Genomic DNA, 15,171 nt, shown 5'->3' with positions numbered 1-15,171 from the left:
GATGAGCGCGTCGTCCCCGGTGCAGGCGCCGTCCAACGCCGACGTGGTGGTGGACGAGGCCGTGGCGCCCGCCCCGCACGCACGCCTCCGCGCGTGGTCGACCCTGTCGGACCTGCAACTCGAGCAGCTGACGCAGATGATCCGCTCCACGCCGTGGTCGTGGATGCTGGCCGCGGTCGGCGGCTTGCTCTGCTACCTCGAATACGCAGCGGGGCCCGATGGCCCGCGGGTGCGGGCGTGGGTCGTCGTCTATGGCCTGGTCATCGCTGCGCGGATGGGCCTCTGGCTGGCCTGGGCGGTGCGCCCCGGGCTGCGCGCGAACCTGGCGGCGATGGTGTGGCCCGTCATGGCCAGCAACCAGTTGCTGGCCTTGCTCTGGGGCGTGCTCAGTGCGCTGCTGTGGCACGAGGGGCCGGCGCAGGCCGAGGCCATTCTTCACATCGCGATGGTGACGGTGTCGCTCGGTGGCGCGATCCGCCTCTCGACGATCGGGCGGGCGGCCATGGCCTATGTGGTGCTCATCCTCGGCCCGCTGGTGCTGCGCGACATCTGGTTTGGCGGCAGCTACCACCTGGCCATGGCGCTGATCGTGACGCTCATCGGCGTCTACACGCTGCTGAGTTCCCGCGAGCTCTCTCGTGCGCTGCACGAGATCCAGGCGCAGCGCCGGCGCAATGCCGAACTGGTGACCGCGCTGAGCGCCGAGAACGAGCGCAGCCGCTCGGCCCGACAGACCGCCGAGGAAGCCGTGGCGGCGCGCATGCGTTTCTTTGCCTCGGCCAACCACGACCTGCGCCAGCCGCTCAACGCGATGGCGCTGCTGGCGCAGACCCTGCACACGGTCAGCACGCAGCCGCAGGTGCAGGCGCTCTCCGAGCAGCTGGTGGCCTGCGCCGACGGCATGACCGACGTGGTGGACGACCTGCTGGACATCACGCGCGCCGATGCCGGATCGATCAGCCCCGAGTTGTCGCTCTTCGCCATCGACGAGCTGCTGCGCGACTGCTGCCGGCCGCACCAGGCCGTGGCCGCGGCCAAGGGGCTGACGTTCGAGCTGGCCATCGACCCCGCCACCGTCCGCAGCGACCGCGCCTTGCTCACGCGCGTCGTCACCAACCTGCTGGCGAACGCCATCCGCTACACGCACAAGGGCACGGTGCGGATCGGCGGCCGGGTCGACAACGGCCGACTGCGGCTCGCCATCGAAGACACGGGCATCGGCATCGCGCCCGAGCACCTGCCGCACGTCTTCGACGAGTTCTATCAAATCGATAACCCTGCGCGCGACCGCCGCCTTGGCTACGGCCTGGGCCTTGCGACGGTCAAGCGATTGAGCGAGCTGCTCGACCTGCGCATGACCGTGCGCTCGCAGCCGGGGCAGGGCAGCGTGTTCGACGTGCGGGTGCCGTTGGCCGATGCGGCCGAGAGCGACCGGGCAGACGATGCCGAACGGCTCGCCGCGTCATCGACTGCCGCGTTGGCCGCGCGCGTGCTCGTGCTCGACGACGACCAGAGTTCGTTGCAGGCGCTGCAAGGGCTGCTGGCCTCCTGGGGCGCGGAGGTCCGCGCTGCGAGCGACATGGCGGGCGCGCTGGCTGGCCTGCAGGCGGGCTTCCGGCCCGATGCGCTGGTGGTGGACCTGCGGCTCGGCCTGCAGGCGAGCGGCCTCCAGGCCATCGCCGACCTGCGCCTTGCGTTGAACGAAGCCGACCTGCCCGCGTTGATCGTGACCGGCGACGTCGGCGGCGACTCGCTGGCGGCGGCACGCGAGGCCGGCCTGCCGGTGCTCGTCAAGCCGGTGCGGCCCTCGCAGCTTCGCGCTTTCCTGGGCCATGCGCAGGCCTGGAGGCGGACTGGCGTCTCGAGCGAGTAGCTGAAAGCCCCGGGCGACTCGCTTCGCGCCGGGTCTCATCCTCCCCGTCCATTGCCCCGCCTGGTCAGGGCGCCGCGTGTGTGATGGCGCGGGAAAACACCGAGGGCGCGTTCGTTGACTGGGGCAGTCGCAATCCCTAAAGTTCATCCATCTGATCAATTGAGCAGATGAAGATCAAATGTTCACAAAATACACGACATGGACCCCGAACTGAGTCTTTCCATCCGCGCCGCATGGCTGGCCTATGTGGGCGGCCATACCCAGGAGCAGATCGCCGAGCGGCTCGGCGTGTCGCGCGTCAAGGTGCAGCGGCTGATCGCCTCGGCCATGCAGAGCGGGTTGATCAAGTTCTTCGTGGAAGGTGTGCCTGCCGAGTGCATGGCGCTCGAAGACAAGCTGGTGGAAGCCTTCGGCCTGAAGCGCTGCGTGGTCGTCCCGACCACCCAGGCCGACCTGGACGATGCGACCGATGCGATCCCCGCGCTGGCGGTGGCTGCCGCACGCCAGCTGACCCGTGTGCTCGACGCCGGCGAGGTGCGCACCATCGGCGTGGGCCACGGTCGCACGCTGGCCGCGATGGTCGAGCGGATGCCCGCGGCGAATCGCAAGGACACGCGCTTCATCTCGCTCCTGGGCAGCCTCACGCGCCGCTCCGCCGCCAACCCGTTCGACCTGATTGCCAAGCTGGCCGAGCGCACGGGCGGCGAGTGCTACTTCATGCCGGTGCCGTTCCTGGCCGACAGCCGGGCCGACGCGCAGGTGCTGCGCGCCCAGCGTGGAGTGCAGCACGTGCTCGAGCTCGTGCGCGAGTGCCAGCTCTGCGTCGTCGGTGTCGGCGACCTGGGGCCGGACACCCATCTGCTGCGCACCCAGTCGGTCACGGCCAAGGAGCTGGCGGCGCTGCGCAAGGCGGGGGCGGTCGGCGAACTCGCCGGCTGTTTCGTGGCGTCGAACGGCGAACCGGTGAAGTGCGAGATGAACGAACGCGCGGTCGGTGCGTCGCTGGACGACCTGCGCGGGCGCGACGTGCTCGCGGTGGCCGGCGGCACGTACAAGGCCGAGGCGATCTGCGCGGTGCTCAACACCGGCCTGATCACCGAGCTGATCGTCGACGAGGCGACCGCGCAGCTGTGCCTGCGCCACCAGGCCGGTCAGCGCCGCTGACCGGGCCGCCATCTTCCGGCCGTCGGAATCGGTGCCCGTAGAGCGCCAACGTCGACCGGAGCAGACAGGTTCAAGAAGATCAACAGGGAGGAGGTTCGCATGGGCGCCCAGCTCGAAATTTCCGCGCGCAGACCGTTCCGTCTGCGGACGTCGGCCTGCGTGTGGACCGCGGTGCTCCTGCTGCTGTTCGTGGCGATGGCGCTGGACACCAAGGCGGTCCGCATCGGCTCCAGCGAAGACGCGCGGGTCGACGCGTTCTCGGCCGAGGCCTACGGCAAGAAGGCATTCGCACCCATTCGGGCCCTGATCGAAAAGGCGGCCGTCGACGCCCCGGTGCTGGCGCAGGCCCTCGCGGCGGACAAGGCGGCCGCGGGCGAGACGTACGGCAAGCCCGGGAGCGTCGGACCGATCTTCCCGGTCCGGTTCACCGGGATCATCGGCGAGGGCCGGGCGGGCATCTTCACGGTGGCGGTCGACGGCCTGCCGCAGGGGCTGCAGCTTCGCGTACAAACGGGGCCGGCCCTCAACGGCACCGAGGTGCGGGACGCGACGGGCACCGTGGCCTTCGGCCAGTTCACCAACCAGATCGACTACCAGGACGCGGGCTCGGCACTGAACAACGAGGTCAAGGCGCAGGTGCTCGGCACGCTCGACCGCGACACGCTCAGCGGCAAGAAGGTCGACGTCGTCGGTGTGTTCCAGCTCATCAATCCGTCGAGCTGGCTCGTCACGCCCGTGCGGCTGGGCGTGCAATGAGCGCCGCTGGCATCGCCCGTCATCCCGACAGCGCGATCGTGCTGTCGGCGCGGAACATCGCCAAGTCGTACGGCAGCGTGCAGGCGCTCAAGGGCGTGAACTTCGACATCCACCGCGGACAGGTCACGACGCTGTTCGGTGAAAACGGCGCCGGCAAGTCCACGCTGATGAAGATCCTCTCGGGCGTGGTCACGCCCACGTCGGGCGACATCGTGCTCGACGGCGTGCCGGTGGTCCTGGCGTCGGCCGCGGATGCACGCGAACGCGGCATCTCGATCATCCACCAGGAGCTGAGCCTGGCACCGAACCTCTCGGTGCGCGACAACGTCTTCATGGGCCGCGAATTGCGCGGCGCCACCGGCGTCGACTTTGCCGAAGAGGCGAGGCGCACGCGGGCGCTGATGGCAGAGCTCGAGGAAGCGATCGATCCGTTGACCTTGGTCGAAGACCTGCGCCTCGGGCAGCAGCAGATCGTCGAGATCGCGCGTGCGCTGTCGGTCAACAGCCGCATCCTGATCATGGACGAGCCCACGTCGGCGCTCTCGGCGACGGAGGTGGAGGCGCTGTTCAAGGTGATCCGCGACCTCACGGCGCGAGGGGTGTCGATCGTCTACATCTCGCACCACCTGGAGGAGGCGCTGCAGATCACCGACCATGCGGTGGTGCTGCGCGACGGTGCCATGACCGCCAGGGCGCCGCGCGCCGAGATCGATCTCGAATGGATCGTGCGCCACATGGTCGGCGAGAACTTCGATCTCGGCAGCCCGCCCGGCGGCTACGACTTCGGCGAAGTCGCGCTGGCCATCGAGGACGCCGTCCTCACCGAAAGCTCCGGCGCCGACGTCGTCGACCACGTGTCGCTCGACGTGCGGGCGGGCGAAATCGTCTGCATCTACGGGTTGATGGGCGCGGGGCGCACCGAACTGCTGGAGGCCGTGGCCGGTCGGTGCGCACTCGACGGCGGGCGCGTGCTGCTCGAAGGACAGGACGTGTCGAGGCTGAGCATCGCGCAGCGCATCGCCAAGGGCCTCGCGCTGGTGCCCGAAGACCGCCAGCGCGACGGCCTCGTGCAGACGATGAGCGTGGGCCAGAACCTCTCGCTGGCCAGCATCGGCGCCTTCGTTCGCGGGTGCTTCACATCGCCGGCCCGGGAACGTGCATGCGTCGACGAATCGATCCGGCGCGTCACCGTCAAGACCAGCGGCGGCCAGGCGGCCATCGGATCGCTGTCGGGCGGCAACCAGCAGAAGGTGGTCATCGGAAAGATGCTCGCCACGCACCCGAAGGTCCTGCTGCTCGACGAACCGAGTCGGGGCATCGACGTCGGCGCCAAGGCCGAGGTGTTCCGCCTGCTCGCCGAGCGCGCGCGGCAGGGCCTCGCGGTCGTGTTCTCGACCTCGGAGGTGAGCGAATGCCTGGGCGTCGCGCACCGGATCGTCGTCATGCGACGGGGGCGGATCTCGGCCCAGTTCGGCGCCGACGCCACCAAAGAAATGATCATGGCCGCCTCGGGCGAAGCCATGGTTGCCTGAATGAAGCCCTTCGAGCGGACATCACCATGAGCGAAGCCCCATCTCCAGCCCTGCCTTCCGGTCCTGCCAACGGGGGAGGCGGCGGCATCGACATCGTCCGCCTCCTGCTCGAAGGGCGCGCCTTCTTCGCGCTCATCGCTATCGTGGCCGTGTTCTCGTTGCTGTCGCCCGTGTACTTCTCGACCGGCAACTTCCTCATCATGTCGTCGCACGTCGCCATCTTCGGGCTGCTGGCCATCGGCATGCTGATCGTGATCCTCACCGGTGGCATCGACCTGTCGGTCGGGTCGACCCTCGGCCTGTGCGGGGTCGTCGCGGGCTATCTGATGCAGGGCGTCACGATCGACGCGCTCGGCCTGGTGCTCTACCCACCGGTCTGGGTCGTGGTCCTGCTGACCTGCGCGCTGGGGGCCTTCGTCGGGGCCGTCAACGGCGTGCTGATCGCCTTCTTCAAGGTGCCCGCCTTCGTGGCCACGCTGGGCGTGCTGTACGTCGCGCGCGGCGTGGCGCTGCTGATCACCAACGGGCTGACCTTCAACAACCTCGGCGGCCGGCCCGAGTTGGGCAACACGGGCTTCAACTGGCTCGGCTTCGACCAGGTCCTGGGCATGCCGGTCGGCGTGCTGGTCCTGGCCATGGTCGCGGTGGTGGCGGCCGTGCTGCTGAACCGCACGGTCTTCGGGCGCTGGGTGTATGCGAGCGGCGGCAACGCGCGGGCGGCCGAGCTGTCGGGCGTGCCCGTGCGATTCACGACCGTCACCGTCTACGTGCTGTCCGGTGTCTGCGCGGCCATTGCGGGGCTGGTCCTGTCGTCGCAACTGACTTCGGCCGGCCCGACGGCGGGCGGCACCTACGAGCTCACCGCGATCGCCGCCGTCGTGGTGGGCGGCGCGGCGCTCACCGGGGGGCGCGGCAACGTGCGCGGCACGCTGCTCGGCGCCTTCGTCATCGGCTTCCTGTCCGATGGGCTCGTGATCATCGGCGTGTCCTCCTACTGGCAGACCGTCTTCACGGGCGCCGTGATCGTGCTCGCGGTGCTGTTGAACGCCATCCGGTACGGCCGTCGGCCTGCGCGTGCCGCGACCCCGGCCGTGCCCGCCCAGCCACGGCCCACGGCCTGAAAGATTCCCGTCCGCCGCAGCCGCGGCATCTGTCCAGAAGAAACCACCAAGGAGACGAAGTCATGTTGAACACCACCCGCCGCACGCTGCTTGCTGCACTCTCGCTCACGCCCCTGATGGCCAGCCCGGCATGGGCCCAAGGCAAGGGCAAGGGGCTGATCACGATCATCGTGAACGATCCCGCCAACCCCTACTGGTTCACCGAAGGCGAAGTGGCCAAGGCCACGGCGCAGAAACTGGGCTACACCGCGGTCGTCGCCGCGCACACCGGCGACACCAACACCGAGAGCCGGCTGATCGACACGGCCATCACCAACAAGTCGGTCGCCATCATCCTCGACCCGGCGAACGCGAGCGGCTCGGTGGGCGCCGTGCAGAAGGCGGTGGCCGCGAAGATTCCCGTGATCCTCGTCAACGCCGAGATCAACAAGGAGGGCCTGGCGCAGGCGCAGCTCGTGTCGAACAACGCCCAGGGCGCCGCGCTCGGGGCCCAGCACTGGGCCGAGCTGATGGGCAGCAAGGGCAAGTACGTCGAGCTCGTCGGCGCCCCTTCCGACAACAACGCCGCGACCCGGTCGAACGGCTTCAAGACCGTGCTGAGCCAGTACCCGGACCTGGCCAAGGCCGGCTCGGAAGTCGCCAACTGGAACCGGACGCAAGGGCACAACAAAATGCAGTCGCTGATGCAGGCGCACCCCGACATCAAGGGCGTCATCAGCGGCAACGACGAGATGGCCCTCGGCGCGATCGCCGCGCTCAAGAAGGCGGGCAAGTTCAACGGGGTCGTCGTCGGCGGGTTCGACGGTTCGCCGGACTCGGTGGCCTCGGTCAAGGCCGGCGAGCTGGCCTACACGGTGCTCCAGCCCGTCGCGGTGTTCGCCGCCGCTGCCGTGCAGCAGGCCGACACCTTCATCCGGACCGGCAAGACCGGCGCCAAGACCGAGAAGCAGCTGTTCGACTGCCTGCTGATCACCAAGGGCAATGCCGCCAAGTACTCCTCGCCGTTCGTCCTGGACAAGTAAGCCCACGCAACGTCACGACACCCCGGCACCGCAAGGTCCCGGCGGCGCTCGCCACGCGACGCCGCCGGTTGCACAGCCGGTTCGAAGAAATGGAAAGCACATGAAGATCGCCATTGCCGCGGACACCGCGGGCGCGCCCCTTGCCGAGGTTCTTGCCAAGCACTTCACTGGCCGGGAGGGCCTCGAGGTGACCCACATCGGCCTGCCCGAGGAGGACGCGGACTTCTTCTATGCCGACCTCTCCGACCGGGTTTGCCAGGGCATCCTCAGCGGCCTCTACGACCGCGCGATCCTGGTCTGCGGAACCGGCATCGGTGTCTGCCTCTCGGCCAACAAGGTGCCCGGCATCCGCGCGGCGCAGACGCACGACACCTACTCGGCAGAGCGCGCCGCGCTCTCCAACAACGCGCAGGTCATCACCATGGGGGCGCGGGTGATCGGGGCCGAACTGGCCAAGGCGGTGGCGCAGGCCTACCTGTCCTCGCACTTCGACCCCCACGGCACGTCGGCGCGCAACGTCCGCGCCATCGATGCGCTGGACGAGAAGTACCACGCGAAACACCCATGAACGCAACCCGTTCGTTCGGCGGCCGGCACTGACGCGCATGGCACGCGACCTCATCATCGGCGTGGACGCCGGAACCTCGGTCATCAAGGCCGTGGCCTTCGACCTGCAGGGCCGGCAGGTGGCGGTGGCCAGCACGCCGAACCGCGTGCTGCTCGGCCCCGACGGCGCGGCCGAGCAGGACCTCGACGGAACCTGGACCGACACCGCAGCCACGCTGCGCGCGCTGGCCGCGCGCGTCCCCGGCCTGGCGGCGCGCGTGGTGGCCCTGGCGGCCACCGGCCAGGGCGACGGAACGTGGCTCGTCGATGCCGATGGCCGCCCGGTCGGACCCGCGATGCTGTGGCTCGACGCGCGCGCGGGCCGTCACGTGCAGGCGCTGCGCGAGACGCCGGCCTCGCGGCTCGTCGCCGCGCGCACCGGCAACGCGCTCAACCCGTCGATGCAAAGCGGCCAGCTGCTGTGGCTGCAGGCGCACCAGCCCGAGCGACTGGCACGGGCCGCATCGGCCATGCATTGCAAGGACTGGCTCTTCTTCAAGGCCACGGGCGTGCGTGCGACCAGCCCCTGCGAAGGCGTCTACACCTTCGGCAACTTCAGGAGCCTGGCTTACGACGACGAGACCCTGGCGCTGCTCGGCCTGGGCGCCATCAAGCACCTCCTGCCGCCGATCGTCGACGGCACCCGCAGCCATGCGTCGCTGTCCCGCAGCGCCGCCGCCGAAACCGGGTTGCCCGAAGGCCTGCCGGTGGTGCTGCCGCTCATGGACGTGCCGCTGTGCGTGCTCGGCGCCGGCGGCATGGCGTTCGATGCGCAGGGCGGGCTGCGGCACGTCGGCTGCTCGGTGCTCGGCAGCACCGGCATGCACGGCTGGGTCACCGACAACACGGCGGCCATCGAACCCAGCGCCGAAGCCGGCTACACCATCGCGATGCCTGCGCCGGGTTTGCGGGTCCGCCTGGTCTCGCACATGGCGGCGACGCTGAACATCGACTGGTTGCTCCGGCTGCTCGGCAGCGCGGCCGAACTGGCCGGCGGCGTGGCGTTGCCGCACGCGCAGATGCTGGAGCGGCTCGATGCGCTGGTGCTGTCCACCGCACCCGCACAGGCGGTCTACCACCCCTACATCGCGCAAAGTGGCGAGCGCGGCCCCTTTGTCGATGCGAGCGCCCGTGCGCAGCTCAGCGGCTTCAGCGCGACGCTGGGCGTGGCGGGCCTGTCGCGGGCGGTCTTCGAAGGCATCGCGATGGCCACGCGCGACTGCTACACCGCGCTCGGCACGCTGCCCGAGGAGATCCGCCTGTCCGGCGGCGCCGCACGCAGCCTGGCGCTGCGGCAGATGATCGCCTCGGTCACCGGGCGCCCGGTGCGCGTGTCGAACCGCGAGGAGTGCGGCGCCGCAGGCGCGGCCATCACCGCCGCGCTGTCGATCGACAGCCACGCCAGCCTTCACCAGATGCTGCCCCAGTGGGTCGATGCCTACCTCGACGAGGCGGTCACCTTGCCGGACCCGGGCCAGACCGCGCTCTACGACCAGATCTACGGGCAGTACCGCGAGGGTGCACAGCGGGCGAGGGCGCCCTGGCAGGCCCTGGCCGACATCCGGCGTGCCCACCTCGATGCCGCCGCGCAGGAGATTCGATGAACGACTTCGTCCCGCCCGCCGTCCTGGCGCGGGCCTTCGAGCCCGCCGACGCGACCTGGCTCCATCCCGCGCAGCGGCGGCGCGACCTGGCCGAAGCCTCGCGCAGCGTGGCCGACGTGCTCGTGATCGGCGCGGGCGTGACCGGCGCGGGCGCCGCGCTCGATGCCGTCGCGCGCGGACTCTCGGTGGTGCTGGTCGAGGCGGGTGACATCGCCACCGGCACCTCGTCGCGTTCGGGCAAGACCTTTCACGGCGGCCTGCGCTACCTCGAGCAGCTCAACTTCAAGCTGGTGGCGCACGCGATCGAGGAGCGCGACCTGATGGTCAAGGTCCTGTGCCCGCACATTGCCCGCCCGGAGTCCTTTCTCTATCCGCTCACCCGCGCCTGGTGGGAGCGGCCCTATGTCGCGGCCGGCGTGCTGCTCTACGACCTCTTCGGCCTCAAGGGCGGTGCCGTCCCGCGCCAGCGCCACTTCGGCCGGGCGGCGCTCAAGCGGCACGTCCCCTCGATCGATGCGCGGCGCGTGGTCGGCGGTGTCCAGTTCCACGACGCGCTGATGGACGATGCGCGCCACACGCTCGCGGTCGTGCGCACGGCGGCCGGTCGCGGCGCCCGGGTCATCACGCGGGCGCCCATGGTCGAGTTCATCAAGGACGGTGAGCGCGTCGCGGGCGTCGTGGTGCAAGACACCCTGACCGGCGAACGGCATCGCCTGGCCGCCCGCGCGGTGATCAGCGCCACCGGCATCTGGGCCGACGACATCCAGCAGCGCGCGGGCGCCAACAGCTTCCGGGTGCAACCCGCGAAGGGCGTGCACATCCTGCTGCGGCCGGAGGCATTGCAATCCGACACCGGCATCCTCGCCCGCGCCACCGATTCCGTCATCATCGCGCGCCGCTGGTACGGCTACTGGCTCGTCGGCACCACCGACACGCCGTGGCACGGCGACAAGTCGCAGCCCGTCGCCGAAGCGGCCGATGTCGACTACCTGCTCGACAACCTCAACGCCTACCTCGAGCGCAAGGTCGGCCGCGCCGATGTGCTCGGTACCTTCGCCGGCCTGCGCCCGCTGCTGAAGTCGGTCGGCACCACCGATTCGACATCGGCCCTGCTGCGCGACCACGCAGTGATCGACGGGCCGCCCGGCCTCACCACCGTCGTCGGCGGCAAGTACACGACCTACCGCCGCATGGCGGCCGACGCGGTCGATGCCGCGGTGCGGCCCTTGGGGGTGGGCACGCCATCGTCCACGGCCTCGCTGCCGCTGGTCGGGGCCGGCGACTGGGCCGCGGTGCGCGACAGCGCCGGCGACCTGGCGCGGCACTTCGGCATGGGCATCGGCGATGCGGGCCGCCTGCTGCAGCGGCACGGCGACCGGGTGCGCGACCTGCGGGCGCTCGCGCGGGCCAGGCCCGCACTGCGCGCGACGCTGCCTGGCGCACCGCACTACCTGGTCGCCGAACTCGTGCATGCCGTCGTCGCCGAGGGTGCGCACACGCTGACCGACGTGATGACGCGCCGCACCCACCTGTCGATCGAACTCGCCGATGGCGGGCTGGCCCTGGCCCCGTTCGTGGCCGGGTGCATCGCGCCGTACCTGGGCTGGTCGAGCGACGACACCCGCCGGCAGCTTGCGGCCTACCGCGAACTCATCGCGGCGGAGCGTGCGGCGCTGGGCCCCGGCGCCGCCGTGCCGTCGGCCGCGTCGCCTGCCGCGGCCCCTGCCACGCTCGCCGCGGCCCTGTAGAGCCATCCCTTCGCGCACACACCCCCCGCGGGCCGCGTCCGGCCCCGCCCTTACCCAGGAGACCTGCCTTATGTCCATGAACCGTGTCGTCAACCACCCCGATCGCGTCGTCGAGGACATGCTCGGAGGCTGGTTGCTGGCCCACGGCGACAGCGTCGAGGCACTGCCGGCCAACCCGCGTGTCGTCAAGCGCGCCCGGGCGCCCGAGCGCGGCAAGGTCGGTGTCGTGACCGGCGGTGGGTCGGGGCACGAGCCGGCGTTCCTCGGCTACGTGGGAGACGGCATGGTCGATGCCGTCGCTGTCGGAGAGATTTTTTCCTCGCCCACGGCCAAGAGCTTCCTGGACGCGATCCGCACCGCCGACGGCGGCGCGGGCGTGGCCTGCCTCTACGGCAACTACGCCGGCGACAACATGAACGTCGGCATGGCCCGCCAGATGGCCGAGCGCGAGGGCATCGTGGTCAGGACCGTGGTCGCCAACGACGACGTGCCCTCGGCCGCGAAGGGCGACGAGGCACGGCGCCGCGGTGTCGCGGGAGAAATCTTCATGTGGAAGGTCGGTGCCGCCAAGGCCGCGCTCGGCGCCTCGCTCGACGAGGTGATCGCCGCGGCGCAGAAGGCCATTGCGAACACGCGCAGCATCGGCGTGGGCCTGTCTGCCTGCGTGATCCCCGCGGTCGGCAAGGCCAACTTCCACATCGAGCCCGGCACGATGGAGGTCGGCATCGGACACCACGGCGAACCCGGCATCGACGTGCGGGCGACGGCGAGCGCCGCCGAGATGGCGCAGCTCATGCTCGACGTCGTGCTGCCCGACCTGCCGTTCGGCGCCGGCGACCGGGTCGCGGTGCTGATCTCGGGGCTCGGCGCCACGCCGGTGATGGAGCAGTACATCCTCTACGGAGAGATCGCGCAGCGTCTGCTGGCCAAAGGCATCACGGTGGCGTTCAACCAGGTCGGCAACCTCTTCACCTCGCTCGAGATGATGGGCGTGACGCTGACCCTCATGAAGCTCGACGATGAACTCGAGACCTGCCTCAAGCACCCCTGCCGCAGCGTCGGGCTGAGCGTGCCCGGCGACGCCGCGCAGGGCCGCACCTACAGCGGGAGCGCCCGCATGCACCCTGCCGTGGCCACGGCGACGATGTCTTCGGGCGCCGGCGTGCACGCACGCACGGTAAGCGGGGCCACGCTGGCCCTCGCGGAGGCGGGGCCCGTGGTGCGCGACCTCATCGACACCATCGTCGCGAACCGGCAGCACCTGAGCGAGATCGACGGCCTGATCGGCGACGGCGACCACGGCATCAACATGGCCAAGGGCTTCACCGGCTGCGGCACGCGCCTGGACGCGCTCGGCCCGCGCGCCGCGTCGCTGCCCGGTGCGCTCGAGCAGCTGTCGCAGGCGCTGATGGACGACATCGGCGGCTCGATGGGGCCGCTCTATGGCCGCTTCTTCCTCGGCTTTGTCGACACCCTGGCGCCGCATGAACAACTCGATGCGGCGCTGTTCGGCGAGGCGCTGGCCGTGGCCGTCGCCAACGTGCAGGCGATGGGCAATGCCCAGGTCGGCGACAAGACACTGATCGACGCGCTCGTGCCGGCGCGCGATGCCTACGCCGCTGCACACGCCAACGGCGCAGGTTTCGCTGCCTGCCTGCAGGCCATGGGTGCTGCTGCACAGCAGGGGCGCGACGCCACCAAGGCCCTGCAGGCCCGCATCGGCCGTTCGGCGCGGCTGGGTCCGCGCTCGATCGGCGTGCTCGACGCCGGCGCCACCTCGTGCTGCCTGATCCTGCAGACGCTGGCGGCTTCGCTGCAGCGCCGGCTGGCCCCCTGAATTCGACTGTCACACGCAAGGAAAGCCTTTTCATGACCACCATCCAAGCCGTCGTCTTCGACATGGACGGCATCCTCATCGACTCCGAAGTGCTCTGGCGCCAGGCCCGGGAGGAGTTCGCCGCAGACCACGGCATGACCTGGAGCGCCGAGGACCAGGAATCCACCATGGGCTGCAACACCCGCATGTGGTCGCGTCTCATGGTCGAGCGGCTCGACCTGCGCGCCAGGCTCGGCATGGACGAGGCCGCGATCGCCCGCGAGATCAAGGCGCGCCTGCTGGCGAAGTACGAGGTGCACCTGCCCGAGCGCGAAGGTGCCATCGCCGCGGTGCGCCTGGCGGCGACCCGCTACAAGGTCGCGCTGGCCTCCGGCTCGCCGAACGAACTGGCGGCGCATGTGATGAAGGTGACGGGCCTCGACAAGGTCTTTCTGGCCACCACGTACGGCGACGATGTCGCGCACGGCAAACCCGCGCCCGACATCTACCTCGACGTGCTGCAGAAGATCGGCGTGAAGCCCGAGCATGCCGTCGGCGTCGAGGATTCCGGCAACGGCATCCGCTCGCTGCGCGCGGCCGGCATGGGCATCATCGCGGCGCCCGGGCCGGAGTTCCCGCTCGGTCCCGACGTGCTCGCTCTGGCCGACGTGCGCATCGCCGAGCTGACGGCGTTCGACCTCGACCTCGTCGAGCGCGCCGGCGCGGCGCATCGGGCGCGCATGCGCTGACGGGCCGGGCCGCCAGAGGCCCGAAAGAAATCAGCGGCCCACGACCGCGTGCCCCGCAATCGCATCGATCACCGGCGCCCACGTCACCTTCGGCAGCGCGTGCCCCATGCCCTCGATGGTCACCATCCGCGCGCCGGGCACGTGGCGCGCCACGTCCTTCCCGCATTCGATCGGCACCAGCGGATCGACATCGCCGTGGATCACCAGCGTCGGCGCCTTCAGCGACGCCAGCCGCTCCCTGCGACTGCCTGACGCGATGATGGCCGCGAGCTGGCGCGCGTAGCCGGCCGGGTGCAGGCCGCGTTCGAAGCTGCGTTCCGCGCGCGCGGCGTCGAGCGCCTCTTCGTCCGGATGCGAACCGGCGCGCAGCACCTTCATCACCTGCTGCTGGCGCGCGATGTAGCCGTCGCGGTCCAGCGGCGTGGGCGTGAGCAGCACCTGCAGCGCCTGCGGTTGAGGCGGCGGCAGGTCGGGGGCGCCGCTGGTGGCCATGATCGACACCAGCGTGCGCACGCGCGTCGGATGGCGCAGCGCGATCTCCTGGCCGATGGCGCCGCCCATCGAGGCGCCGACGATGTGGGCACGATCGATGCTCAGCGCGTCGAGCAGGCCGACCGCATCGTCGGCCATGTGGGCCAGCGTGTACGGCACCTGGCTCGCGCTCACCGGCACGCCGGCCAGCGCCTGCCCGAGCAGCTTGGCCACGTCGGGAATACCCGCGGCGCTCAGGCGCGTGGACTGTCCGATGTCGCGGTTGTCGAAGCGGATGACGCGGTAGCCGCGACCGGCCAGGCGCTCGCAGAAGGCTTCGTCCCACGCAATCATCTGCGTGCCCAGGCCCATGATGAGCAGCAGCGGTGATGCTGCCGGATCGCCGAAGCAGTCATAGGCCAGCTCGATGCCGTTGGACGAAGCGAACGAAGGGGAAGAGGGGTCGCGTTGCATGGGGCGTGGCGGTGAAAAGGAAGGGGAGAGAAAGGAAGAGAAGCGAAAGGCAACCGTCGCGCGTTGCGCTTTGTGCCCTGCGGCCGGGACGGTGTTTCGTGGACGATCTTTCCGTGGGGCCCCGGAGCGAGAAAGGTTCGTTCAGACCAACCGGGAGTGACTTCGGGACAATTTGGCGCTATCGGGAAACTCCGAGTCTGCGCGTGCAGAACGCTTCGATATCCTGCGACGACCT

At 70.2% G+C, this 15,171-nt stretch carries 12 protein-coding genes; 11 read left to right on the top strand and 1 reads right to left on the bottom strand.

The annotated features are described in order from the left end of the window. Position 1 precedes the first annotated feature (1 nt). The 11 genes from AC57B8_RS17170 (at position 2) to AC57B8_RS17120 (ending at position 13,991) form a co-directional block, all read left to right on the top strand. Positions 2 to 1,873, top strand: a complete 1,872-nt coding sequence (locus AC57B8_RS17170; RefSeq protein ID WP_496480211.1) for an ATP-binding response regulator — start codon at positions 2 to 4, stop codon at positions 1,871 to 1,873. Between the two features lie 198 nt (positions 1,874 to 2,071). Further along, entirely contained in the window at positions 2,072 to 3,037 is a 966-nt protein-coding gene (locus tag AC57B8_RS17165; protein ID WP_070062041.1) for a sugar-binding transcriptional regulator, read from the top strand. Positions 3,038 to 3,136: 99 nt separating this feature from the next. Further along, a complete protein-coding gene (locus tag AC57B8_RS17160) occupies positions 3,137 to 3,793 on the top strand; it encodes a DUF2291 family protein (RefSeq protein ID WP_496480210.1) in 657 nt (218 codons plus the stop codon). Next, on the top strand, positions 3,790 to 5,325 hold the full coding sequence (locus AC57B8_RS17155; protein WP_495274618.1) for an ATP-binding cassette domain-containing protein: 1,536 nt from the start codon (positions 3,790 to 3,792) through the stop codon (positions 5,323 to 5,325). Before AC57B8_RS17160 ends, AC57B8_RS17155 begins: the two co-directional genes overlap by 4 nt. A 26-nt stretch (positions 5,326 to 5,351) precedes the next feature. After that, complete coding sequence (locus AC57B8_RS17150) at positions 5,352 to 6,446, top strand: ABC transporter permease (protein WP_496480209.1); 1,095 nt, start codon at positions 5,352 to 5,354, stop codon at positions 6,444 to 6,446. Between the two features lie 62 nt (positions 6,447 to 6,508). After that, positions 6,509 to 7,468 (top strand): D-ribose ABC transporter substrate-binding protein, encoded by a 960-nt coding sequence (locus tag AC57B8_RS17145; protein ID WP_496480208.1) that lies wholly within the window; start codon positions 6,509 to 6,511, stop codon positions 7,466 to 7,468. A gap of 100 nt (positions 7,469 to 7,568) precedes the next feature. Next, a complete protein-coding gene (derI, locus tag AC57B8_RS17140; RefSeq protein ID WP_496480207.1) occupies positions 7,569 to 8,036 on the top strand; it encodes a D-erythrulose-4-phosphate isomerase in 468 nt (155 codons plus the stop codon). 37 nt (positions 8,037 to 8,073) lie between these two features. After that, positions 8,074 to 9,678 carry an FGGY family carbohydrate kinase gene (locus AC57B8_RS17135; RefSeq protein WP_496480206.1) on the top strand — a complete coding sequence of 535 codons (1,605 nt, stop codon included), beginning with the start codon at positions 8,074 to 8,076 and terminating at the stop codon, positions 9,676 to 9,678. Beyond that, the gene (locus tag AC57B8_RS17130; RefSeq protein WP_496480205.1) at positions 9,675 to 11,426 is read left to right on the top strand and encodes a glycerol-3-phosphate dehydrogenase/oxidase; all 1,752 of its coding nucleotides are present in this window, start codon (positions 9,675 to 9,677) and stop codon (positions 11,424 to 11,426) included. The genes AC57B8_RS17135 and AC57B8_RS17130 overlap by 4 nt, the downstream gene beginning before the upstream one ends. Before the next feature lie 70 nt (positions 11,427 to 11,496). Then, positions 11,497 to 13,263 carry a dihydroxyacetone kinase subunit DhaL gene (dhaL, locus tag AC57B8_RS17125; RefSeq protein ID WP_496480204.1) on the top strand — a complete coding sequence of 589 codons (1,767 nt, stop codon included), beginning with the start codon at positions 11,497 to 11,499 and terminating at the stop codon, positions 13,261 to 13,263. 32 nt (positions 13,264 to 13,295) lie between these two features. Then, positions 13,296 to 13,991, top strand: a complete 696-nt coding sequence (locus AC57B8_RS17120) for an HAD family hydrolase (RefSeq protein ID WP_496480203.1) — start codon at positions 13,296 to 13,298, stop codon at positions 13,989 to 13,991. A 30-nt stretch (positions 13,992 to 14,021) separates the two neighbouring features. On the opposite strand, the gene AC57B8_RS17115 is transcribed toward AC57B8_RS17120, so the two are convergent. After that, entirely contained in the window at positions 14,022 to 14,936 is a 915-nt protein-coding gene (locus AC57B8_RS17115) for an alpha/beta fold hydrolase (protein ID WP_496480202.1), read from the bottom strand. Positions 14,937 to 15,171 lie beyond the last annotated feature (235 nt).

Source organism: Variovorax sp. BGA-UO-ETr-C22 (genome assembly GCF_059567965.1).
This window is presented reverse-complemented; position numbering and strand designations above follow the sequence as displayed.

Bases quoted from the DNA above. Each gene is read 5' to 3' on its own strand.
- AC57B8_RS17170 (WP_496480211.1), top strand. From the start codon at position 2: ATGAGCGCGTCGTCCCCGGTGCAGGCGCCGTCCAACGCCGACGTGGTG.
- AC57B8_RS17165 (WP_070062041.1), top strand. From the start codon at position 2,072: ATGGACCCCGAACTGAGTCTTTCCATCCGCGCCGCATGGCTGGCCTAT.
- AC57B8_RS17160 (WP_496480210.1), top strand. From the start codon at position 3,137: ATGGGCGCCCAGCTCGAAATTTCCGCGCGCAGACCGTTCCGTCTGCGG.
- AC57B8_RS17155 (WP_495274618.1), top strand. From the start codon at position 3,790: ATGAGCGCCGCTGGCATCGCCCGTCATCCCGACAGCGCGATCGTGCTG.
- AC57B8_RS17150 (WP_496480209.1), top strand. From the start codon at position 5,352: ATGAGCGAAGCCCCATCTCCAGCCCTGCCTTCCGGTCCTGCCAACGGG.
- AC57B8_RS17145 (WP_496480208.1), top strand. From the start codon at position 6,509: ATGTTGAACACCACCCGCCGCACGCTGCTTGCTGCACTCTCGCTCACG.
- derI (WP_496480207.1), top strand. From the start codon at position 7,569: ATGAAGATCGCCATTGCCGCGGACACCGCGGGCGCGCCCCTTGCCGAG.
- AC57B8_RS17135 (WP_496480206.1), top strand. From the start codon at position 8,074: ATGGCACGCGACCTCATCATCGGCGTGGACGCCGGAACCTCGGTCATC.
- AC57B8_RS17130 (WP_496480205.1), top strand. From the start codon at position 9,675: ATGAACGACTTCGTCCCGCCCGCCGTCCTGGCGCGGGCCTTCGAGCCC.
- dhaL (WP_496480204.1), top strand. From the start codon at position 11,497: ATGTCCATGAACCGTGTCGTCAACCACCCCGATCGCGTCGTCGAGGAC.
- AC57B8_RS17120 (WP_496480203.1), top strand. From the start codon at position 13,296: ATGACCACCATCCAAGCCGTCGTCTTCGACATGGACGGCATCCTCATC.
- AC57B8_RS17115 (WP_496480202.1), bottom strand. From the start codon at position 14,936: ATGCAACGCGACCCCTCTTCCCCTTCGTTCGCTTCGTCCAACGGCATC.